Raw genomic sequence first — 22,634 nt, 5'->3', positions numbered from 1 at the left:
GCCTTTTGTCGTCGATATTAGCAACTTATCAGCACTTGAGGTTTAGGAAGCCTGAAGCATGAGGCCCTGCATGATGCCGGGTTTATACAGGAAGGATTTCTGTTTCATGCTCGTGCGTACCGTCCTATTCGCCAGCATCGCCGCGGTGCTCGCCACACAGGTGCCTTCCTTCTTCGGAAGCACCAGCCAGCAGCCTGCTGACGCTCTCTCCGCCAATTACGTATCGACCGAAAGCGATGAGGCCGCAGTACCCGCGCCCGTCTCTGGCAGCAATGCGATCCGGCTGCAGGCCGATGCGCAGGGCCACTATACCGGCAGCTTCAAGATCAACGGCAAGCCGGTGCAGGGCCTGATCGATACCGGCGCCACCTATGTGGCGCTCAACGAGACGCTGGCCCGCCGGCTGGGCTTCACCGCCAACCAACTCGATTTCCGTTACGGGGTGAACACTGCGAACGGCCAGACGAAGGCCGCGCATGTGACACTCGACCGGGTCGAAATCGGCGGCATTCGCGTGCGCGATGTCGAAGCCTTCGTCCTGAGGGACAATGCGCTGACGACGACGCTGGTCGGCATGAGTTTCCTGCAGAAGCTCGCCTCCTATTCCGTCGCCGACGGTTCGCTCAGCCTCAAGCAGTAAACCGCGTCAGATCAGGCCCGCAATCACCGGTGTCAGCTCCGGCTTGTCCTCGGTGATGCGGTAATGCATGGCAAGTGCCGCAGCCGCCCGCTCCGCCGCGGCTTCGTCAGCAGCATGAACCAGCGCGATCGGTTCGCCCGCGTTTACGCGGGTGCCAAGCGGCAGGAGTTCGGAAAAGCCGACGCGATGGTCGATCCGGGCCGCCGGATGGCGTCTTCCGCCGCCAAGGTCGATGACACTGATGCCGACACCGCGCGCATCGCAGCCGGCAAGCCAGCCGGACCGGGCGGCCGGGACAGGCTTTTCCACAGGCGCCCTGACTAGATATCGGTCGGGATTTTCGATGAGATCGGCCGGGCCGCCGAGCATCGATACCATACGCGCGAAGACTTCCGCCGCCTTTCCCGACGACAAGGCCCGCCGCGCCATTCCTTCAGCTTCATCAGGCGAAGCGGCGATACCGGATTTCACCAGCATCTCGGCGGCGAAGGCAAAAACGACGATATCAAGCCGCGTGTCTCTTTTCCTGCCTGCCAGGAAGTCCAGGCAGTTGCGCATCTCGACCGCGTTGCCGGCACTGTCGGCGAGCGGCTGGTTCATGTCGGTGATCAGGGCCGAGGTCTTCACGCCTGCACCATTGGCCACCTCGACCAGCGACTGCGCGAGGATCTCCGCCTGGCCGCGATCGGCCATGAAGGCGCCATTGCCGACCTTGACGTCGAGCACCAGCGTCTCGAGCCCCGCCGCAAGTTTCTTCGAGAGGATCGAGGCGGTGATGAGGGGAATGGAATCGACCGTGGCGGTTACGTCGCGCACGGCATAGAGCCTGCCGTCGGCGGGCGCCAAGGTCCCGGTCTGGCCGATGATGGCGCATCCCGCCTCCTTCACGACCTTGTGGAACAGGTCAGCATCCGGGGTGATCAGATAGCCGGGAATGGATTCGAGCTTATCCAGCGTGCCGCCGGTATGGCCGAGGCCGCGCCCGGAGATCATCGGAACGGCGAGGCCGCAGGCAGCGGCGATCGGCGCCAGCATCAGCGAAACATTGTCGCCGACGCCGCCGGTCGAATGCTTGTCGGCGATCGGGCGGTCGATATCGGCCCATTGCAGCCTGTCACCGGAATCGGCCATCGCCAGCGTCAAGGCCACGATTTCGGCCCGCGACATGCCCTTGAACCAAACGGCCATGGCGAATGCGCCGATCTGGCCTTCCGACAATCGACCGGCAGCGAGTGCCGCGATGAAGGAGCTGATATCGGCGGCGGCGAGTTCGTCGCCATCGCGCTTACGCCGAATGATCTCCTGCGGAATCATTTCAGTAGCTCGACGCTGCAGCCGGTGCCGACTGCGTTCCACTTAGAACCGCCAGGATATCGTCGAGCAGGTCGGAAGCGCCGAAGCGGAACGTCGACGGCATCGCCCAGTCCGGTGTCATGATGGTTTCGGCAAGGCTCAGATAGAGTGCGGCATCGCTCAGCGAGCCGATGCCGCCGGCCGGCTTGAAGCCGACCTTGCGGCCGCTTTCGCGGATAGCGCGGATCATGATGTCGGCGGCTTCGAGCGTCGCGTTGACGGCGACTTTGCCGGTGGAGGTCTTGATGAAATCGGCGCCAGCTTCGATGGCGAGTTCGGAGGCACGGCGGATCAATGCCGCATCCTTCAGCTCGCCAGTCTCGATGATGACCTTCAGAAGAACGGGGCCAGCGCATTCGGCGCGCACGGCCTTGACCATATCGGTCACCGCCTTCTCATTGCCGGCCAGCAGCTTGCGGTAGGGGATGACTAGATCGATCTCATCGGCGCCATCGGCAATCGCCTCGCGGGCTTCAGCGGCGACATCGGCGACTTCCATATCGCCGGAAGGGAGGTTGACGACGGTCGCGATACGCACGGCGTGCCCAGTGCCAAGGATATTGCGGGCCTGAGCGACGAACCGCGGCCAGATGCAGATCGCGGCGCTAGTGCCGTAGGGCGTCTGCGCACGGGCGCAGAGCGCGTCGATCTGCGCCTCGGTGCAATCATCCCTCAAATTGGTGAGATCGAGAAGAGAAAGGGCGACAGCCGCCGTCTCCCGGTTGGAATGGCTATTCATCTTCGCTTCCTCTAGAGCATGATGCCGAAAAGTGTGAGCGGTTTTCGGACGACATCATGCTCTAACTCCTTAATGTAGAACAGGATTTAGATTTTAGGCCGACCCGGCCTAAAATCATCCTGTTCCAGCCGCAATCATGTCTTTCAGGATGGCGGCGAGACGGGCGCCGCCGATGGGCGCCATGTCCTTGGTTTCTTCATGGCTGAGCTCATTGCCGGTCATGCCTGCCCCATAGTTGGTGATAACGGAGGCGGCTGCAACCCTCAGGCCCAGCATTCTTGCGATAATGACCTCGGGCACCGTCGACATGCCGACGGCATCGGCGCCGAGGATGCGCGCCATGCGGATTTCGGCCGGCGTTTCAAAGCTTGGGCCGGAGAACCACATATAGACGCCTTGCGCCAGCTCGATTTTAAGCTTTGCCGCTGCCCTCTGCATCGCTGCGGCAAGCCCGGCATCATAGGCGTTGGTCATGCCCACGAAACGGTGATCGCTTTCCTCGCCGATCAGCGGGTTCATGCCGGAATAGTTGATGTGGTCGGTGATCTGCATCACCGAACCAGGCGGCATGTCGTCGCGCAGCGATCCGGCCGAATTGGTCAGGATCAGCGCTTCGACGCCGAGCGCCTTCAGCACCTCAATCGGCAGGCGCATGGCGTTGGCATCGCCCTTCTCGTAATAATGCACGCGGCCGGAGAGCATGACGACAGGCACGCCGCCGAGGCGGCCGGCGACGACTTCGCCAGCATGTCCGGAGACGGCGCTGACGGGAAAGCCCGGCAGGTCGCGATAGGGAACACGAACGGCGCCGTCCAGCTCACCGACGAGGGATCCGAGACCGGAGCCGAGGACGATGCCGTGGCGCGGCTTGATCCCGCCGAGCAGTGCCGCGAGCAGGTTGACCGTCGCCTTCATCCGAGTTCAGTCTCGAAGCTGAAGGGAAGAAGCTCTTCCATCGTCATGGTCTTCTTGACGCCCGCTTCATCGCAAAGGTAGATCTTCGTCTCCTTGGAGGCGAATTCGGAGATCTTCTGACGGCAGCCGCCACAGGGCGGGCAGAGCGGCAGTTTCTCGGCAATGACCGCCATTTCGACGATCTTCTTCGCGCCGCCCATGATCATCGCGCCGATCGCCGTCGGCTCGGCGCACCATCCTTGCGGGAAGGAGAGATTTTCGATGTTGGCGCCGGTATAGACCTTGCCGTCTTCGGCGCGGATCGCCGCGCCGACCGGGAATTTCGAATAGGGCGCATGGGCAAAGGCCATGGCGCCGCGGGCGGCTTCGAACAGATCGTGAGACATATCAACGCTCCTTCGTATAGGGCACGCCACCGGCTTTCGGCGGGGTCGCGACGCCGATGAAGCCGGCAAGCAGGACGCAGGTCAAGACATAGGGCAGCGCCTGGAAAACCTGAACCGGCACTTCGCCGATCAGCGGCACCTGCTTGCCCTGCATGAAATTTGCCAGCGCATCGAGGAAGCCGAAGAGTAGGCAGGCAAACATGACGGGTACCGGCTTCCACTTGGCGAAGACGAGAGCTGCGAGCGCGATATAGCCCTTGCCGGCCGACATGTCCTTGATGAAGGCTGCGGACTGGGCGATGGCCAGATAGGTGCCGGCAAAGCCGCAGAGGATGCCGGCGCACATGACGGCGCGGTAACGCAGCCAGGCGACCGAGATGCCGGCCGTATCGACCGCGCCCGGATTTTCGCCGACGGCGCGCAGCCGCAGGCCGAAACGTGTGCGGTAAAGCACCCACCAGGAAAACGGCACGGCGAGAAAGGCGAGGTAGGTGAGGACATTGTTGCCCGATATGACGTTGGCATAGAGCGGGCCGATGATCGGTATGTCGCGGGCAGCATCGGCGCCCGGCAGGATGATCGGCGCAAAGCGCGACTCCGGCGCCAGCTGCGGCGTGCGTCCGCCCTGGCCGAACCAGGCCTGACCGAGCACGATGGTGATACCGGCGATGAAGAAGTTGATGGCGACACCGGAGACAATCTGATTGCCGCGGTTGGTGATCGAGGCAAAGCCATGCACCAGGCTCAGCGCCACCGAGCAGAGGATGCCGGCACCGAGGCCGAGCCAGGCCGAATCGGTGAGATAGGCAACGCAGGCGGCGGCAAAGGCCGAGCCCAGCATCTTGCCCTCGAGGCCGATATCGAAAATGCCGGCACGTTCCGAAAACAGACCGGCAAGGGCGGTGAAGATCAGCGGTATCGACAGGCGGATGGTGGAGGCTAGAACGCTGATAAAGATGTCGTAATAGTCCATCGCCCGCTCCTTAACCGCGCTTGAATTGCTGATAGAGGCGCACCATTGCCGGCCGGAACATATATTCCAGCGCGCCGGCAAAGAGGATAACCAGACCCTGGATGACGAGGATCATCTCGCGGGTGATATTCGGCATTTCGAAGGAGATCCAGTCGCCGCCCTGGTAGAGGATACCGAAGAGGATTGCCGCCAGGATGATGCCAAGCGGATGATTGCGGCCCATCAGCGAGACGGCGATGCCGACGAAGCCGGCGCCGCCGACGAATCCCACCTGCAGGCGCGCGGAGGCGCCCATAACCGGATTCAGCGCCATCATGCCGGCCAGCGCGCCGGAGAGCATCATCGCGATCATCACGATTCGTGCGTAGGGAATACCGGCATATGAAGCAGCTGTCGGGCTGACGCCCAGCGTGCGCATCTCGAAGCCAAGTTTCGTGCGCCAGATTAAGAGCCAGACGACGTAGCACATAACCAGCGCAATGATGAAAGAGACATTCAACGGGGCAGCACCCAGCTTTGTCCCGAATATTTCCATCAGCCATGTTAGCTTCGGCAACTGCCCACCCTCGAGGAATGTGCGTGTTTCCGGCGCCATTTTGCCGGGCACGATCAATACGTGCACCAGCAGGTAGTTCATCAGCGAGGCGATGATGTAGTTGAACATGATCGTCGTGATGACGATATGGCTGCCGCGCTTTGCCTGAAGCCATGCCGGTATGAAGGCGGCAACCGCGCCGAAGAGTGCAGCGCCGACCACCGCAACCGGCATCGTCACATACCATGGCACGTAATTATCGAGCGAAAGCGCCACCAAAGCACAGCCGAGGCCGCCCATGTAGGCCTGGCCTTCGGAGCCGATGTTGAAGAGACCTGCATGGATTGCCACTGCGACGGAAAGGCCGGTGAAGATGAAGCTCGTCGCGTAGAACAGCGTGAAGCCGATGAATTCGCCATTGCCGAGCGCACCCTGGATCAGCAGCGACAGCGCATCGAGCGGGCTCTCGCCGATCAGCCAGACGACGAAGCCGGAGATCAGGAAGGCGACAGTGAGGTTCAAAAGCGGGATAAGGCCGTAGTTGATCCAGTTTGGTAGCGGAACGGAAGCGGTGCTCATAAAGGCCTCACGCGGCAATGCCGGCCATCATCAGGCCGAGGGTCTGTTCACCGGCATCGGGCGTCTTCTCGCCGACGATATGGCCGGCAAACATGACAAGGATACGGTCTGAAAGGGAGCGGATTTCATCGAGTTCGACGGAGACGAGCAGGATCGCCTTGCCCGCGTCACGCATTTCGATGATCCGGCGGTGGATGAATTCGATGGCGCCGATATCGACGCCGCGTGTCGGCTGGCCGATGATCAGCATCTTCGGATCGCGTTCGATCTCGCGGGCGACAACGATCTTCTGCTGGTTGCCGCCGGAGAAATTCGCCGTCTTCAGCCGCGGGTTCGGCGGGCGGATGTCATATTTCTCGATCTTCTCCATCGCATCCTTGCGGATCGCTTCGAGATCGAGCAGCGGGCCTTTGCTGTAGGCCGGGCGGCGATGATAACCGAGCACGGAATTTTCATATTCCTCGAATTTCAGCACCAGGCCCATATGGTGACGATCCTCTGGAATATGAGCGAGCCCTAGATCACGCAGGCGGGCAGGGTCGGCCTTGTCGATCGTCTGACCGTCGAGAAGGATTTCGCCGGAGGTTGGCTTGCGGATGCCGGCAATCGCCTCCAGCAATTCGGACTGGCCATTGCCGGCGACACCGGCGATGCCGACGATTTCACCGGCGCGCACGTCGAAGGAGACGTTGTCGACCATGGTGACGCCGCGATTGTCCTTGACTGTAAGGTTTCGGACGGACAGGACGGCGGCTTGCGGGTTCGCCTCGCCCTTCTGCACGCGCAGTAGCACACGGCGACCGACCATCAGCTCGGCGAGCTCCTCCACCGTCGTTTCCGACGTCTTGCGGGTCGCGACCATCTCGCCGCGGCGCATGACCGAGACCGTATCGGTGATCGCCATGATCTCGCGCAGCTTGTGGGTGATGAGGATGATCGTCTTGCCCTGGTCGCGCAGTACCTTGAGGATGCGGAAGAGGTGATCGGCCTCCGCCGGCGTCAGCACGCCGGTGGGCTCGTCGAGGATCAGGATCTCGGCGCCGCGATACATGGCTTTTAGGATCTCGACACGCTGCTGCAGGCCGACCGGCAGCTCCTCGATCAGCGCATCGGGATCGACCTCCAGGCCATATTCCGTTTCCAGCCGCTTGAGCTCGGCGCGCGCCGAGGCGACGCCCCTGGCCAGTAGCATGCCGCCTTCCGCGCCAAGCATGATGTTCTCGAGCACCGTGAAATTGTCGACCAGCATGAAGTGCTGGTGCACCATGCCGATGCCGGTGGCGATGGCCGCCTGGCTGTCGCGGATGGTGACGGGATTGCCGTTGACCCGGATCTCGCCGCTGTCGGCATGGTAGAAACCATAAATGATCGACATCAGGGTCGATTTGCCGGCGCCGTTTTCGCCGATGATGCCGTGGATCGTCCCCTTGGCAACGGTAAGGTTGATGTCCTTGTTGGCATGGACGGCACCGAATTTCTTGTCGATGCCGACAAGCTCGATAGCGGGCTTATCTGTCACTGCAGACTCCAAGTAAGAAAAGGGCGTATGGCGAAAATCCCCTCCGCCATACGCCCGATCTCAATCGTCGATCACATTCGGGCGCGGATCACTTCGGGCAAGCGCTGTCCGAGGTGTAATCGTGAACCTTGACGGTTCCCGCGATGATGTCGGCCTTGGCCTTGTCGACAGCAGCCTGCATTTCCGGCGTGATCAGCGATTTGTTATGCTCGTCGATCGCAGCGCCGACACCGTCTTCCTTGACGCCGAGCGCCTGGACGCCACCGGTGAACTTGTCGTTCTTGGTGTCGTTGTAGGCATTGTAGACGGCGAGGTCGACGCGCTTGACCATCGAGGTCAGGACCGAGCCCGGATGCAGATAGTTCTGGTTGGAGTCGACGCCGATCGACAGCTTCTTGTTGTCGGCAGCCGTCTGCAGAACGCCGAGACCGGTGGCACCGGCTGCCGCATAAACGACGTCGGCGCCCTGGTCGATCTGGTTCTTGGTGAGCTCGCCGCCGCGGACCGGGTCATTCCAGGCAGCGCCCGTGGTGCCGGTCATGTTCTGGAAGACCTCGATATCGGCCTTGACGGAACGTGCGCCCTGCTCGTAGCCACATTCGAACTTGCGGATCAGCGGAATATCCATGCCGCCGACGAAGCCGACCTTGCCCGACTTCGACGCCATGCCGGCGAGAACGCCGACGAGGTAGGAGCCTTCTTCTTCCTTGTAGACAACCGAGCGGACGTTCGGCTTGTCGACGACGGAGTCAACGATGATGAACTTGGTATCGGGGAATTCGGCTGCAACCTTCTCGATGGCCGAGGTCCAGGCAAAGGAAACGGCAACCACCGGATTGAAACCGCGGCTGGCGAAGTTGCGGATGGCCTGTTCGCCCTGGGTGTCGCCCGTCGGCTCGAAGTCGCGATAGGCAATGCCGGTCTCGGCCTTGAACTTCTCGGCGCCGTTATAGGCCGCCTCGTTGAAGGACTTATCGAACTTCCCGCCGGTGCCGTAAACCAGCGCCGGCTTGACGTCGGCAGCAAGCGCCGTCGTCGACATGGCAGCCACGGCAAAGAGAGTGAGAAGGGATTTTTTCATTGTGCAGCCCTGTTGTTGCTATTCGTTAGGGGTCCTCCCGCAAGCCCTTTTCGGGCATGTCTGCGGAACCACCGACCTCCCCCCGGAGGCCTGGCTGCGTGCATCCTTGCATGGCTCACGGAAAAATTCACCAGAAATTTTTCAGCTGGTAAAGATTTGCAGCGATTGCCGAAAATCAGCTCTTCGGGGCTGATTTTTGGACATTCTCTCCATCAGAATGCGGATTTTCTAGCCAATCCGGCGGCAAATGCCGACGCAGCAGAGGGGTGACAGCCAACCGGATTAACTGCGTTTTTTATGCGGTGAAGCGACCGGCCACCGGCGGCTTCTTGTAGCCGATCATCCACAGAAGCAGCGCGATCACCAGGAAAACGGCAAAGGCCGGCTGGAGCATCAGCCACTGGAAGATGACGGTGTAGAACCGCGGGTGGATATAATAGGAAAGGGAGGATTGCAGTGACGTCAGCGTTGTCGGGCTGACATCCTGCCAGGCATCGGAGATCGGCGTCATCACCACGGAGGACGCCGCAACCGATTGGATCGAATCGATGGTCCCGGCAATAACGGCCGCCGCAAGCGCGACAAGACTCGCCAGACGCAACAGGAAACGCATCAATTCCTCCGACGCTCGATATGCCGGACAATTCCGGCCGGCCGCGCCATTCTCCACCTTAGAGAATTACATAGTCGTCGATGAGGTGAAGCACAATGGAGTGGCCGAGGCGAGTTTTATCGCAAGAAGTCAAAAAACTGTTAGATTTCGGTTGATCGACAAAAATTCATCGGTATATATCGCGCCGTTCCGACGATTTGCTCCTATCCGGGCGCGAACGCCAAAAAAAGGACAGGTGGCCGAGTGGTTTAAGGCGCACGCCTGGAACGCGTGTGTACGTGAAAGCGTACCGTGGGTTCGAATCCCACCCTGTCCGCCATATCCCTCGTTTTTCAATATTGATTCAAACCGTATCGAGAGCGGGACGCGGAAGCATTTTTGGCGGCACGCTTCGATAGAACAAGCCGGTCGTCCGCATAGTCTCAAACTCGCTGCAGCAGGGCGCGTCCAATCGGCTTCGGATTCTCGCCGCGCAACACCAGAGATGTCGTCACGGCTCCAAAACGCGCGATCGTGTCAACGATCGTCCAGCTCTCCCGGCGACGGAACCAGCACCTTCAAAAGAAAACAGTCCTCTCCGGTGAGGCGCAATACTTCCATGACCTGCGGCATCTCCGCGAACTGTTTCAGACAGGGTTTGATATGCTCATGCGTCGTGCGCAAGCGAAGCACCGCCATCATTCCGATTCCCAAAGCGGTGGGGTCGATACGGGCGGAATAACCGACAATGATGCCGCGGTCTTCCAGCCGCTTGACGCGTTCTGATGCTGCCGGCTGAGAGAGCCCGACCCGTCGACCGAGTTCGGAAATCGCAATGCGTCCATTTTCCTGCATCGCTTCGATAATTGAAATATCGGTTGGATCGAGCAGTACCCGATTGTTTTCCTGAAAAGCCATGGGATCACCTTGAAATCATCGGAGAGGGACGCGGTTTTCCGATGATCATTTATTCCGAAGCAAATGAAAATGCACCATTTTCACCTGCACGGATGATCAGAGGAAAAGACAGAAGGACATCATCATATTGCCGGGGATTGGCGGTTCGGGCGAGGCTCATTGGCAAACACGCTGGGAAAGGTCGAACCCGGACATGCGGCGTTTTCAACCAGCCGATTGGGAAAAACCCGACCTGGCGGACTGGATTTCAGCCATGGAGCGCGCCGTCGGCGCGTCGGCAACGCCTCCCCTGCTGGTCGCCCACAGCCTTGCCTGTCTGCTGGTCGCTCATTGGCAGCAGGTTTCTTCGCTTGCCGTTGCCGGAGCGTTTCTTGTGGCGGTCCCGGATCCGCAGTCAGCGTCATTCCCTGCGGAGGCGGCCGGCTTCGCAGACGCGCCATCGCAAAAGATGCGCTTCCCCACTCTGATCATCGCAAGCGCCGATGATCCCTTCGGCACGCTCGACCATGCGCATGCGCGAGCGGATCTGTGGGACAGCGGCCTTGTCGCGATCGGTCCTTTCGGCCATATCAACGGGCAAAGCGGCCTTGAGGACTGGGGCCAGGGAAAGGCCTTGCTGACGGCGTTCTCCGCCGGATTGGCAAGATCTGATCGGGGTTGATCTTGTTTTCGAGTTCACTATCAAATGGCTCAACGGGCCGTTGCCTGTGCTGGATGCGTCGAGACGGAGCAACGAAATGCTCCGCTCGCAAGCGTGCGTTCGAGGCTCTCGAACCCATCGCTCCGATGGCGCTACGAGGTTTGAAGCGTCGAAAGATTCCTGAATTTTTACCATGCGGCTTCACCGCGTCTTTGCACGTTTGGGTTTACCGTCTGCCAAAATCAAAAACAGAGGTAAAACAGGTGGAAGAACTTTCGGTAAAGTCGAAGATCATCAAATCCGTCTATTTCAGCCAGGAAGACGGACGGCTCAGGATTTGTTTCAAGAATGGCGAGGAACGTCTATTTGCAGGTGTTCCCTCCTCGGAAGTGCATGCGATGACGGTGGCGCCGTCTCCCGGCCATTATTATCTCGACCGGATCAGAACCCGGTTTCGCAGATTGGCAGCCTGAAAAACCCGAAGGATAGCTTGTGCGAAATCGGGACATGGCCGGTGGATATTAACCGGCTGTTAGCCCTCGATATCATCTGGGTTGGATCGCCTCTGCCGGAAAGCGGCAACTTGTCGGCGCTGCCGGCCTGTTTAAGGTCGGCCAGCCGGGAGGCTCGGCGGCGGACCCCAGCCAGGAAGTCGAGCCTCCCCGTCACGGGTGCTAGTGGACCGTGATGGTGAAAGGCATGGACGGCTCTCGGACGCCGCCATGCTCTGCTTGTCTGATGAAATGCCCCGGAACGGCTGCGACCTCATCATCCCCTCAACTAGCGAATTGGGGCTAATCCTGTGAACAACCCGAATTGCCGCATCCGGACTCGACAATGCTTTATTAGCATGATTGCATAAATCGGGATAAAGACGGGGGTAATGATGTTCGAGAATCTGCTTGAGATGCAGGAGCGTGGCGCACGGGATCGTGCGCGTGGCCGCAGCCTGGCCGACAATCCGATGTCGAAGCCGGATATCCTGCCGATCACTGATTTTCAGGAATGGTACTCGATGTTCGACGCCTGGCGCTTCGGTTGGTCGATCGAGGATGCGATGGCGGGGCACATCAATATGCCCCGGGATAGCGGCACATTGGCCCAGACCTACACCAGAACCGTCTGATCAATCCTGTCCTCGGCGCCGAAGAATTTCAGGTAGCGTTCGACCTCGGCCGGGTCGCCGGTCGCCTTCTGCGGGTTGTCGGAGAGCTTCACCGCCGGACGGCCGTTGGCGTCGCTGACCTTGCAGACGACGGAGATTGGGTTGAGGCCGGAGATCTCGATCGGCGCGCAGCCGGAAAAATCGTTCGTCAGGTTCGTGCCCCAGCCGAAGCTCATGCGCACGCGGCCTTCGAAATGCCGGTAGGTATCGATGATGGCGTCGACATCGAGGCCGTCGGAGAAGATCAGCAGCTTCTGGCGCGGATCGCGGCCCATCTTCTTCCACCAGTCGATAATCTTCTCGCCGCCTTCGATCGGCGGGGCGCTGTCCGGGCGGAAGCCGGTCCAGTCCGCGACCCATTCCGGCGCATCGCGCAGGAAGGCGGCGGTGCCGAAGGCATCCGGCAGGACGATCAGAAGGTTGCCGCCATAGAGCTTGTTCCAGTCACGCAGGATCTTGTAGGGCGCGTTGCGCAACTGCTCATCGGTTTCGGCAAGGGCGGCGGCCACCATCGGCAGCTCGTGGGCATTGGTGCCGACGGCCTCGAGATCGGAATCCATCGCCAGCAATACATTGCTTGTACCGGCAAAGGCCGGGCCGATGCCTTCCTTCAGTGCCTCGACGCACCAGCGCTGCCAGAGGAAACTGTGGCGGCGGCGGGTGCCGAAATCGGAGATGCGCAGGCCCGGCAATTCCTTCAGCCGTTCGACCTTCGACCACATCTTCGCCTTGGCGCGGGCATAGAGCACATCGAGGGTGAAGGGACCGAGCGCCTTCATCGCCGAGCGCGACCGCAGCTCGTTGACGATGGCAAGCGCCGGGATTTCCCACATGGTGGTTTCCTTCCACGATCCGTGGAAATCCAGCACATATTGCCCGTCCTTCTTCGACAGCTCGTATTCGGGCAGCTGGAAATTGGAAAGCCAGGCGAGGAATTCCGGTTCGAAGATCTGGGCGCGGCCGTAGAAACTGTTACCCGCAAGCCAGATCATCTCCTTCTTGGAGAGCCTCAGCGTGCGGGCATGATCGAGCTGCTCGCGCAATTCGCCTTCATCGAGCTCGTCAGCCAGACGCACCCGCTTGGTGCGGTTGATGAGGGTGAAGGATGCGTTCACATCAGGATAAAGCTTCCAGATCATCTGCAGCATCAAAAGCTTGTAGAAGTCGGTATCGATCAGGCTGCGGATGATCGGATCGAGTTTCCAGGCGTGATTGTAGACGCGTCTTGCGATATCGGTCCTGGCCATGAAATTCCTGCCCCTGTCCACTCCGGTCAGGTGCTGCCAAAATCCCGGGTATTACCAAGTTCCGGGCCGGCGCACGAACCGGCTCGTGCGCCTTCTTATCGAAAAATCAGCAGACAAAGTCCAGACAAAACAATAAACGTCCCGCCGCAGTGTGGCGGCGGGACGGGAACATGGTTTTGCTCACGATTACTGGGCCGGCGCTGCGGGCGCCACATTCGGAGCGGCCGGCGTGGTGTTCGGCGTTTCGGTTGGAACGGCAGTACCATTCTGTAGCGCCGGCGCGGGGGCCGGAGCGGGCTGCTGCGACTGAAGCTGCTGGCCTGGCTGCTGCGGCGCCACCTCGTTCGCCTCGCGCTTACCCCAAATCTCGACCGGTATCCACACCACGAAAGCAAGCACCAGCGCGACGATTAGCACCGTCAGGATGCGATAGCCCGTGCGTCCCTGCCTTGCCTTCACGGGCGGGATCAGCTCTTCCTTGTGAAGCTTGCCGTCGGACTTTTCCCAGCGTGTTTCCGTCTGATGCGCCATCATCGTCTCCTTCCGCTGTCTTAACCGGCCTCGCCGGCCGCAAGAATTTCCGCAAAGGAAACGGGTGACTGTCTGGAAGGTTCCGAAAGCTCAATAGCCGGCGGCGCGGTCGACCATGAATTGCAGCGGCTCGCCACGCTCGAAACGGGCGATCTGCGTCTCGACATGACGGAACAGCGCGTTTTCTTCGGAGACGGCCGCGTCGTGCGGCGTGAGGAAGACGTTCTGCAAGTCCCACAATGGGTTGTCTGATGCAAGCGGCTCCGCCTCGAAGACATCGAGCGAAGCGCCGCCGAGGATACCGTTACGGATGGCGGAAACGATATCGGCCTCGACCTGGCTCTTACCGCGGCCGGCATTGATGAAGACCGGTTGCCCGAGCGCACCGTTGCGGCGCAGCTTCGCAAACAGCCCGGCGTCATAGAAGCCTGATGTTTCAGGCGTTAACGGCAGCAGGCCGACGAGGATGTCGGTGCTTGCGAGAAAGCTGTCCAATTCGCTGGCGTCGAAGGTTTCGACGCCGTCGATCTGTTTGCGGCTGCGCGACCAGCCGATGACGTTAAAACCAATCACTCTCAGCTTGGCGACCGCATCCTCCCCGAGAATGCCGAGACCCATGACGCCGACCGTCACCTCAGCCGCCTCCGGCGCGATCAGCTTGGCCCATTCACGTTGCCGCTGGTGGCTGTCATGGGCGTATTGCCCGCGCAGATGCATCAGGCATTGCATGACCACCCATTCACTCATGCGGGTCGTCAGGCTGCGGTCGACAAAGCGGACGATTGGGATCTCGGGCAGGCCGGCCATGCCGATGATGTGGTCGACGCCGGCGCCGCCTGAGAAGATCACTTTCAGGTTCGGCGCCCGCGCGAAAAGGTCGGCATCCGGTTTCCACAGAAGCGCGTATTCGACCGCGCGGAGATCGGGTGCCTGATTGGCCGGATCGGCGAGATTGATGCTGCCGCGGTCGGCAAAGGCCGTCTTCAGCACGCGGGCGACGCCTTCGTGATTGAACTTGATATCGACGAGAACGGGAGGGCTTGCGGGCATGATCTTCTTTACTGCTGCACGGCGAGCGTCGGCACCGCCTCGATGTTGAAAGCGGCGGCCATCAGCGCCCTGGTGTAATCGTCCTTCGGCGCGCGGAAGATGTCCGCTGACGGGCCCTGCTCCACCACCTTGCCGAACCGCATGACGATGACGTCGTTGGCGAGCGCCTTCACCACTTTCAGGTCGTGGCTGATGAAGAGATAGGCAAGGTCGTGCTTCTTCTGCAGATCGCGCAGGAGATCGACCACCTGCGCCTGGACGCTCATGTCGAGCGCGGAGGTCGGCTCGTCGAGCATGACGAAGCGCGGCTTCAGCACCATGGCCCGGGCGATGGCAATGCGCTGGCGCTGGCCGCCGGAGAATTCGTGTGGATAACGCCAGCGGGTCAGCGGATCGAGACCCACCTCCTCCAGCGCCCAGCAGACACGCTGGTCGCGTTCTTCTGCAGTCAGGGAGCGCTCATGCACTTTCAGCCCCTCGGCGACGATATCGCCGACCGACATGCGGGGGCTGAGCGATCCGTAGGGATCCTGGAAGACGACCTGCAGCTGGTTGCGCAACGGCCGCATCTCATTGAATGAATAGCCAGCTATGTCCTTGCCGACGAAGGCGATCCGCCCTTGCGAGGAAATCAGCCGGGTGAGCGCCAGGCCGAGCGTGGTCTTGCCCGAGCCGGATTCGCCGACGACGCCGAGCGTCTGGCCGGCGCGCAGCGAAAGATCGATGCCGTCGACCGCCTTGACGTGATCGACGACACGGCGCATCAGCCCAGCCTTGATCGGGAACCAGACACGGATATCCGAACCTTCCATCACCATCGGTTTCGACGGATCGGCGAGCGGCGGCTCGCCGCGCGGTTCGGAGGCAAGGAGATGCCGGGTATAGTCATGCTTCGGATTGGCGAAGACGTCCTCGACGGTGCCGGTTTCGACGATCCTGCCCTTGGTCATGACGCAGACGCGATCAGCGAATTTGCGGACGATGCCGAGATCATGAGTGATGAACAGCATCGACATGCCGTGGACGGCTTTTAACTGCCGGAGCAATTCGAGGATCTGCGCCTGCACGGTGACGTCGAGGGCGGTGGTCGGCTCGTCGGCGATCAGCAATTCCGGCCGGTTGGCGAGCGCCATGGCGATCATGACGCGCTGGCGCTGGCCGCCTGACAGTTCATGCGGATAGGCCTTCAACCGCCTCTCCGGCTCGCGGATGCCGACCTGGTTCAGCAATTCCAGCACGCGCTCACGCGCCGGCTGACCGGTAAGGCCCTGATGCAGGGCGAGGATCTCGGCGATCTGCTTCTCGATCGTATGAAGCGGATTGAGCGAGGTCATCGGCTCCTGGAAGATCATGGTGATGTCGTTGCCGCGCACTTCCCGCAGTTCCCGCTCCGACGCCTTCAAGAGGTCCTTACCCTTGAAGAGGATTTCGCCGGAGGGATGGCTTGCCGAGGGATAAGGCAAAAGTCGCAGGATCGAGTTGGCCGAGACCGACTTGCCGGAGCCGGATTCGCCGACGAGCGCCACGACCTCGCCTTTGGCGATATCGAAGGAGATGTGATCGACGGCGAGCGAAGTCTCGCCGCCCTGATGAAAGGCAACCGAGAGATCGCGGACGGAAAGCAGCGGTTCTGTCATGTCACTCATTGAAACGTCTTCCTCGGATCGAAGGCATCGCGCACGGCTTCGCCGATGAAGATCAGCAGGGAAAGCATGATCGACATGGCAAAGAAGGCCGTCAGCCCGAGCCACGGCGCCTGCAGATTGGTCTTGCCCTGGGCGATCATCTCGCCGAGCGAGGGAGAGCCCGGCGGCATGCCGAAGCCGAGGAAATCGAGCGAGGTCAGCGTCGTGATCGAGCCGGAGAGGATGAAGGGCAGGAAGGTCAGCGTCGCGACCATGGCGTTCGGCAGCAGGTGCCGCCACATGATGGTGCGATTGTTGACGCCGAGCGCGCGGGCGGCGCGGACATATTCGAAATTGCGGGCGCGCAGGAATTCGGCGCGCACGATGCCGACGAAACCGACCCAGGAGAACAGCAGCATGATGCCGAGCAGCACGAAGAAGCCGGGCGGCAGGAGTGCGGCGATGATCAGCAGGATGTAGAGCACCGGCATCGACGACCAGATCTCGATGAAGCGCTGCAACAGCAGATCTGTCCAGCCGCCGAAATAGCCTTGCACCGCACCGGCCGTCACGCCGATGACCGCCGAGCAGATGGTCAGCACCAGGCCGAAGAGCACCGATATGCGAAAGCCGTAGATAACGCGCGCCAGCACGTCTCGCGCCTGGTCGTCAGTGCCGAGCCAGTTGAGATTGCCGAGGGTGCAATCCGGATCGTTCACCCCTTGCGGATAACCGGCGCAACGCTCCTCCTTCGTCATCAGCCAGAAGGGAGCGGTGGGGGCCGAATGCGGAATGTTGGAATTGACCGAGCGGTAGGAATAGCGGATCGGCGGCCAGATCATCCAGCCATTGGCATTGATCTCGTCCGTTATGACCGAGGAACGGTAGTCGGTTTCGGCCAGGAAGCCGCCGAACTTCTCCTCGGGATAATCGACGAGGACAGGGAACAGGATCTCGCCCTTGTAGGAAGCGATGATCGGCCGGTCGTTGGCGAGAAACTCGGCAAACAGGCTGAGGATAAACAAGACCATGAACAGCCACAGCGCCCAGTAACCGCGGCCGTTCGCGCGGAAATTCTGCCAGCGGCGAATGTTGGTCGGCGAGAGCAGGCCTTTGCGCGGCGGCTTGACGGGCGTCGTGACAGCGGGATTTGCGGCGGCGTCCATCAGACATCCCTCCGCTCGAAATCGATGCGCGGATCGATCCAGGTGTAGATCAGGTCGGAAACCAGGCTGACAACGAGGCCGAGCAGCGAGAAGATGTAGAGCGTGGCGAAGACGATCGGATAATCCCGGTTGATGACCGAGAGATAGCCGAGACGGCCGAGGCCATCGAGCGAGAAGATGTTTTCGATCAGCAGCGAGCCGGTGAAGAAAGCGGAAATGAAGGCGCCGGGAAAACCGGCAATGATGATCAGCATGGCGTTACGGAAGACATGGCCATAGAGCACCTGCCGCTGGTTCAGGCCCTTGGCGCGGGCGGTGACGACATATTGCTTCTTGATCTCCTCGATGAAGGAATTCTTGGTCAAAAGCGTCGTCGTCGCAAAGGCGGACAGGGAAAGCGAGATCAGCGGCAGAGTGAGGTGCCAGAAATAGTCGAGCGGCTTCTGCCACCAGGTAAGCTGGTCGAAATTGTCGGAGACCAGGCCACGCAACGGAAACCAGTCGTAGAACGAGCCGCCGGCGAAGAGCACGATCAGGAGAATGCCGAACAGGAAGCTCGGGACGGCATAGCCGACGACGATGACGCCTGACGTCCAGACGTCGAAGGTCGATCCGTCCTTGACCGCCTTGCGGATGCCGAGCGGGATGGAAATGGCATAGGAGAAGATCAGGATCCAGATGCCGAGCGAGATCGACACCGGCAGCTTTTCTTTAACGAGTTCGAGCACGGAGGTGTTGCGGAAGAAACTCTCGCCGAAATCGAAGCGGATGTAATTCCACATCATCTCGCCAAAACGGGTCAGCGGCGGCTTGTCGAAGCCGAACTGCTTTTCGAGCTTGGCGATCAGTTCCGGGTCGAGCCCCTGGGCACCGCGATATTTCGAGCCTTCATCGCTGCCGCCGCCGCTGAGAAGATCGCCACCGCCAGACAGGCGCTGGTCGGCACTGTCGGCCTGACCGGTCAATTGGGCGATCACCTGCTCGACGGGGCCGCCGGGCGCGAACTGGATGACGATGAAGGAAATCGCCATGATGCCGACGATGGTCGGGATCATCAGAAGCAGGCGGCGAAGGATATAGGCGCCCATCAGCCTTCAGCCTCCGGCAATGTTTTTCCTGTCTGCCTGCCGTCCAGTCTCATGCCGCTCAATCCGTCAGCCTTCCCTTGCCGGCCCTGCCGGCTTGTCGTGATTCGCTCGTGCCATTTGGAGCCGAGGGCCCCTGCATTGCAAGCCCGCTCATTTTGCCGAGGTCGACCACCAGGCATCGGGGAAGCCAAGGCTGTAGGCCGGAAACTCGGCCGGATGCGTGACCGTGTTCCAATAGGCGATGTTATAGGTATCGCGGTAGAACAGCGGGATGACGTAGTGATTTGCAAGCAAGACCCGATCCATGGCCTTGATTGCTGCGATCTGCTCGCCGCGGTTCGGCGCGAAGATAATCATGCGAATGAGCTCATCAACGGCTTGGTTGGCAATGCCGGCATAATTGCGGGAACCCTGCTGATTGACCGAACCGGATCCCCAATAGTCGGCTTGTTCGTTGCCCGGATTCATGGTCTCCGCCCAGACATTCCAGATCATATCGTAGTCGAAGCTGCGTTCACGATTGACAGATTGCGACGCATCGACTGTCCGGATCCGCGCATCGATGCCGATTTTCCTGAGATTGTTGGCATAGGGCACCGCCCAGCGCTCCAGCATGGGGCTAGACAACAGGATCTCGAAACTCATCGGCTGGCCAGTCTTGGTATTGACCATGCGATTGCCCTTGAGCTCCCAGCCGGCTTCTTTGAAAAGCGCAATCGCCTTGCGGAGGTTGTCGCGGCTCTTTTGCGGATCGCCGCCGACGGGATTGGTATAGGGCGTGGTGAAGACTTCGGGCGGAACCTTATCCTTCATGCCCTGCAGAATTTCCAGTTCTTTACCCTGCGGCAGGCCGGAGGAGGCGAGTTCGGTATTCCAGAAATAGCTGTCGATGCGTTTGTAACTATTAAAGGCAACGGTGCGGTTCAGCTCCTCAAAATCCAGACCGTAGTTCAGCGCCTCGCGGACCCTGATGTCCTTGAAGAGGTCACGTCGCATGTTGGGCACGAGAGCTTGCATGATGCCGGTGGCGCGCAGGGGGTTTGCAACCTCCTCTTTTTTGACACGTCCTTCCTTCACCGCGGGAAAATCATATCCCGTCGCCCAGCGGGCAGCCGTGGTTTCCTGCCAGTAGTCGCTGTTGCCAGCGCGAAAGGCCTCGAACTCGACATCCCGATCACCGAAATAGGTGTAGTTGACGTTGCGGAAATTGTTCTGGCCGACATTCACATTGAGGTCCTTGCCCCAATAGTCGTCACGCAATTCATAACGGATCGTTGCGCCAGGCGAGAAGGAAGCGATCTTGTACGGCCCCGAACCCATCACGGGCTCCAGCGTCGTTTTAGAAATGTCGCGCGGCTTGCCATCCGGTCCGGGCGCTTCCCACCAATGCTTCGGCACGACCATCAACTGGCCGAGAATATTCGGCAGTTCGCGGTTGTTCTTCTCATCGAAGGTGAAGGTGACGTCACGCTCGCCGGTCTTTTCCGCTTTGACAACGTGGTGGTAATAGTTCGAGGCGAGGGGATTTAATTCCTTGGTCTTGTCCAGACTGAAGATGACGTCTTCCGGCGTGACCGGCTGACCATCCGCCCATTTTGCTTCCTTGCGCAGGCGGAAGGTCGCGCTCGAGACGTCCGCGGGAAAAGACAATCCCTCGGCAAGCAGACCGTAGGAGACGAGCAGCTCGTCGTCGGCGGGCTTCATCAACGTGTCGTAAACGAGCGTCAGGCCCACTGCCGCCTGGCCTTTGGCAAGCAGCGGGTTGAAGGTGTCGAAGGCGCCGCTTGCGGAGAGGCGCAGGTCTCCGCCTTTTGGTGCATCGGGATTGACGTGGTCGAAATGCGCAAAACCCGGCTTGTACTTCATCTCGCTGATGACCGAGCTTCCGATCTGAAAGGGCTGGTCCTGACCCGTTGCCGACATTGGCGCCAGAGCACCCGCAAGCGATAGAAACAAACCGATCTTCGACCACAGAGCCGCCATTCACGCTTTCCCCTGATTATTGATGGGTTCGACAATACGAAAAATACCGGCGAAAAACAGGAGAGAGTTTGGCTTTTGCCGGGCGCGCGCAATTTTGAGCCATCGGGACCTTTCACGGCGTCGCCTCTGCGAGCCGCCTTCGCAACATGCGGCGCAACTCGTCGACGAGGGATCGTAGGCGGCGGCACCGACGATGCGGCAATCCGCCACCACCGCTTGCCCGCACCGCCAGCCAAAACATCGATTCACCTAAATTGCTTTTCACGATAGGTTCGATCGCAAATCACTTCGGCAGCGGTTCAAGGGAACAGTATGGCTTTCGGCTTCGCTCAGGCTTTCAGGACATTCGGCAAACTGACGCTTGCCGGCGCAATCGGCGCAAGCCTTGCCGCCGACGACGTCGGCGCCCAGCAGAAGACGCCGAGCCCGGGCAGCGCCAAGGGGCAATTCGGCGCCGTCGGCCTGCCGACGCAGGGACCGGCACAGCCGATCGGTTTTTACGCAAAGGGCTGCATGACGGGTGCGGTGGCGCTGCCGACCGATGGGCCGACCTGGCAGGCGATGCGACTTTCGCGCAATCGCCGCTGGGGCAATCCGGCGATGATCGCGCTGCTCGAACGTCTTTCTGAGGACGGGGTCAAATATGCCGGCTGGCCGGGCATTCTCGTCGGCGACATTGCGCAGCCGCGTGGTGGGCCGATGCTGAACGGCCATGCCTCGCACCAGATCGGTCTTGATGCCGACATCTGGTTTACGCCGATGCCCACGCGCCGCATGACGGCCGAGGAGCGCCAGGATCTGCCCTTCACCACCATGCTGCAGAAGGGCAAGTTCCTGACCGTCGACCCCAAGGTGTGGACGCAGTCGCACGCGCGGCTGCTGATGCTGGCGGCAAGCTATCCCGAGGTGGAGCGTATCTTCGTCAATCCGGCGATCAAGAAGAAGATGTGCGATACGTGGACCGGCGACCGCACCAATCTTGGCAAGCTCCGGCCGGAATATGGCCATGACTCGCATTTCCACATCCGCATCAAGTGCCCGCCAGGAGCCAAGGGATGCACGCCGCAGGCCCCGGTCGTTGCCGGCGACGGCTGCGACAAGTCACTCGCCTGGTGGTTCACGCCGGCGCCCTGGGCACCGCCGAAACCGCCGAAGCCCGGCGCCAAGCCGCCGCAGCCGCCGCGCGAGATGATGGTCTCCGACCTGCCCAAGGCCTGCGCCGCCGTGCTCGATGCTACTTCCGCCGCCTCGATGCAGGCCGCCACCTATGGCGGACCTTCCGCCGCCAGCGCACTCACCGCCGCGCCGGCCGCAGCGCCTGCCGCCGACGCCGATGGCGCTCTGCCCGATGTCGGCCCGGTTCCGAACGACAAGCCGGCGATACAATGATCGAGGTCATGGGACCGCGCCTTCAGACCAAACCCGGGGACGGAGACCCCGAATGCGCTGTCTTTCAAATCGGAAATTCTTGGTATAAAGCGGTCAAATCGATTGAATTGTTCGGGCGGAGAGGTTGATGGCCGGCGGCAAATGCCTTGCATTGATTGCGCATGACCAGAAGAAAGACGATATGGCGGATTTCGCCCGCGCCCACAGGGACGTTCTCTCCCGTTGGAAGATCGTCGCCACCGGCACCACCGGCGGGCGCGTGCTCGACGCTGCCCCCGACCTCAACGTCACCAGGCTGAAAAGCGGGCCGCACGGCGGCGACCAGCAGATCGGCGCCTTGATTTCGACCGGCGAGGTCGACGCCCTGATCTTCTTCGTCGACCCTTTGACGCCGATGCCGCACGATGTCGACGTGAAGGCGCTGATGCGGCTGGCGATCGTCTATGATATTCCGATGGCGCTCAACCACGCGACCGCTATAAAACTTCTTCCCACACTCGAAGCCTGATCAGCACGGAAC

22 protein-coding genes, 1 tRNA gene and 1 pseudogene are annotated in these 22,634 nt (G+C 60.8%); 7 read left to right on the top strand and 17 right to left on the bottom strand.

Annotated elements, in window-relative coordinates; genetic code table 11:
- Positions 1-70 precede the first annotated feature (70 nt).
- The gene (locus AC245Y_RS23040) at positions 71-640 is read left to right on the top strand and encodes a TIGR02281 family clan AA aspartic protease (protein ID WP_017995705.1); all 570 of its coding nucleotides are present in this window, start codon (positions 71-73) and stop codon (positions 638-640) included.
- 6 nt (positions 641-646) lie between these two features.
- On the opposite strand, the gene deoA is transcribed toward AC245Y_RS23040, so the two are convergent.
- The 9 genes from deoA to AC245Y_RS22995 all read right to left on the bottom strand — a co-directional run bounded on the left by deoA (position 647) and on the right by AC245Y_RS22995 (position 9,333).
- Positions 647-1,954: a thymidine phosphorylase gene (gene deoA, locus AC245Y_RS23035; protein WP_012759719.1), complete on the bottom strand. Its 1,308-nt coding sequence runs from the start codon at positions 1,952-1,954 to the stop codon at positions 647-649.
- Position 1,955: 1 nt separating this feature from the next.
- Positions 1,956-2,732, bottom strand: coding sequence for a deoxyribose-phosphate aldolase (gene deoC / locus AC245Y_RS23030; RefSeq protein ID WP_012759718.1), 777 nt, complete (start codon positions 2,730-2,732; stop codon positions 1,956-1,958).
- Positions 2,733-2,846: 114 nt separating this feature from the next.
- Entirely contained in the window at positions 2,847-3,647 is an 801-nt protein-coding gene (locus AC245Y_RS23025) for a purine-nucleoside phosphorylase (RefSeq protein WP_012759717.1), read from the bottom strand.
- Positions 3,644-4,033 (bottom strand): cytidine deaminase, encoded by a 390-nt coding sequence (locus AC245Y_RS23020; protein ID WP_003544464.1) that lies wholly within the window; start codon positions 4,031-4,033, stop codon positions 3,644-3,646. The genes AC245Y_RS23025 and AC245Y_RS23020 overlap by 4 nt, the downstream gene beginning before the upstream one ends.
- 1 nt (position 4,034) lies before the next feature.
- The gene (locus AC245Y_RS23015) at positions 4,035-5,006 is read right to left on the bottom strand and encodes an ABC transporter permease (RefSeq protein WP_012759716.1); all 972 of its coding nucleotides are present in this window, start codon (positions 5,004-5,006) and stop codon (positions 4,035-4,037) included.
- 10 nt (positions 5,007-5,016) lie between these two features.
- Positions 5,017-6,120: an ABC transporter permease gene (locus AC245Y_RS23010; protein WP_012759715.1), complete on the bottom strand. Its 1,104-nt coding sequence runs from the start codon at positions 6,118-6,120 to the stop codon at positions 5,017-5,019.
- A gap of 7 nt (positions 6,121-6,127) precedes the next feature.
- Positions 6,128-7,639 carry an ABC transporter ATP-binding protein gene (locus AC245Y_RS23005; RefSeq protein ID WP_012759714.1) on the bottom strand — a complete coding sequence of 504 codons (1,512 nt, stop codon included), beginning with the start codon at positions 7,637-7,639 and terminating at the stop codon, positions 6,128-6,130.
- An 88-nt stretch (positions 7,640-7,727) separates the two neighbouring features.
- Complete coding sequence (locus tag AC245Y_RS23000) at positions 7,728-8,720, bottom strand: BMP family lipoprotein (RefSeq protein ID WP_012759713.1); 993 nt, start codon at positions 8,718-8,720, stop codon at positions 7,728-7,730.
- Positions 8,721-9,015: 295 nt separating this feature from the next.
- Entirely contained in the window at positions 9,016-9,333 is a 318-nt protein-coding gene (locus AC245Y_RS22995) for a hypothetical protein (protein WP_003555860.1), read from the bottom strand.
- A 229-nt stretch (positions 9,334-9,562) separates the two neighbouring features.
- On the opposite strand from AC245Y_RS22995, the gene AC245Y_RS22990 reads away from it, so the two are divergent.
- Positions 9,563-9,652 (top strand) — tRNA-Ser (locus AC245Y_RS22990).
- A gap of 103 nt (positions 9,653-9,755) precedes the next feature.
- Here AC245Y_RS22990 and AC245Y_RS22985 read toward each other — a convergent pair.
- Positions 9,756-10,230 (bottom strand): annotated as a pseudogene (locus AC245Y_RS22985) (Lrp/AsnC family transcriptional regulator).
- A gap of 127 nt (positions 10,231-10,357) precedes the next feature.
- Here AC245Y_RS22985 and AC245Y_RS22980 point away from each other — a divergent pair.
- From AC245Y_RS22980 to AC245Y_RS22970, 3 genes are all read left to right on the top strand, one after another.
- On the top strand, positions 10,358-10,891 hold the full coding sequence (locus AC245Y_RS22980; RefSeq protein ID WP_017995703.1) for an RBBP9/YdeN family alpha/beta hydrolase: 534 nt from the start codon (positions 10,358-10,360) through the stop codon (positions 10,889-10,891).
- Positions 10,892-11,133: 242 nt separating this feature from the next.
- A complete protein-coding gene (locus tag AC245Y_RS22975) occupies positions 11,134-11,343 on the top strand; it encodes a KTSC domain-containing protein (RefSeq protein WP_012759710.1) in 210 nt (69 codons plus the stop codon).
- Positions 11,344-11,756: 413 nt separating this feature from the next.
- Positions 11,757-11,996: a CrpP-related protein gene (locus tag AC245Y_RS22970; protein WP_012759709.1), complete on the top strand. Its 240-nt coding sequence runs from the start codon at positions 11,757-11,759 to the stop codon at positions 11,994-11,996.
- On the opposite strand, the gene pncB is transcribed toward AC245Y_RS22970, so the two are convergent.
- The 7 genes from pncB to AC245Y_RS22935 form a co-directional block, all read right to left on the bottom strand.
- Entirely contained in the window at positions 11,978-13,282 is a 1,305-nt protein-coding gene (gene pncB, locus AC245Y_RS22965) for a nicotinate phosphoribosyltransferase (protein WP_012759708.1), read from the bottom strand. The genes AC245Y_RS22970 and pncB overlap by 19 nt on opposite strands.
- A gap of 186 nt (positions 13,283-13,468) precedes the next feature.
- Positions 13,469-13,816, bottom strand: coding sequence for a hypothetical protein (locus AC245Y_RS22960; protein ID WP_017995701.1), 348 nt, complete (start codon positions 13,814-13,816; stop codon positions 13,469-13,471).
- 87 nt (positions 13,817-13,903) lie between these two features.
- Entirely contained in the window at positions 13,904-14,863 is a 960-nt protein-coding gene (locus AC245Y_RS22955) for a 2-hydroxyacid dehydrogenase (protein WP_017995700.1), read from the bottom strand.
- Positions 14,864-14,871: 8 nt separating this feature from the next.
- Positions 14,872-16,509, bottom strand: a complete 1,638-nt coding sequence (locus tag AC245Y_RS22950) for an ABC transporter ATP-binding protein (protein WP_017995699.1) — start codon at positions 16,507-16,509, stop codon at positions 14,872-14,874.
- Positions 16,506-17,654: an ABC transporter permease gene (locus AC245Y_RS22945; RefSeq protein ID WP_012759704.1), complete on the bottom strand. Its 1,149-nt coding sequence runs from the start codon at positions 17,652-17,654 to the stop codon at positions 16,506-16,508. The genes AC245Y_RS22950 and AC245Y_RS22945 overlap by 4 nt, the downstream gene beginning before the upstream one ends.
- Positions 17,654-18,742 (bottom strand): microcin C ABC transporter permease YejB, encoded by a 1,089-nt coding sequence (locus AC245Y_RS22940; protein WP_017995698.1) that lies wholly within the window; start codon positions 18,740-18,742, stop codon positions 17,654-17,656. Before AC245Y_RS22940 ends, AC245Y_RS22945 begins: the two co-directional genes overlap by 1 nt.
- 150 nt (positions 18,743-18,892) lie before the next feature.
- The gene (locus tag AC245Y_RS22935) at positions 18,893-20,725 is read right to left on the bottom strand and encodes an extracellular solute-binding protein (protein WP_017995697.1); all 1,833 of its coding nucleotides are present in this window, start codon (positions 20,723-20,725) and stop codon (positions 18,893-18,895) included.
- Positions 20,726-21,037: 312 nt separating this feature from the next.
- Here AC245Y_RS22935 and mepA point away from each other — a divergent pair, with 312 nt between their 5' ends.
- On the top strand, positions 21,038-22,114 hold the full coding sequence (mepA, locus tag AC245Y_RS22930; RefSeq protein WP_017995696.1) for a penicillin-insensitive murein endopeptidase: 1,077 nt from the start codon (positions 21,038-21,040) through the stop codon (positions 22,112-22,114).
- Between the two features lie 127 nt (positions 22,115-22,241).
- The gene (locus tag AC245Y_RS22925; protein WP_017995695.1) at positions 22,242-22,622 is read left to right on the top strand and encodes a methylglyoxal synthase; all 381 of its coding nucleotides are present in this window, start codon (positions 22,242-22,244) and stop codon (positions 22,620-22,622) included.
- Positions 22,623-22,634: the final 12 nt, after the last annotated feature.

It is taken from the genome of Rhizobium sp. SRDI943 (assembly GCF_057653695.1).
This window is presented reverse-complemented; position numbering and strand designations above follow the sequence as displayed.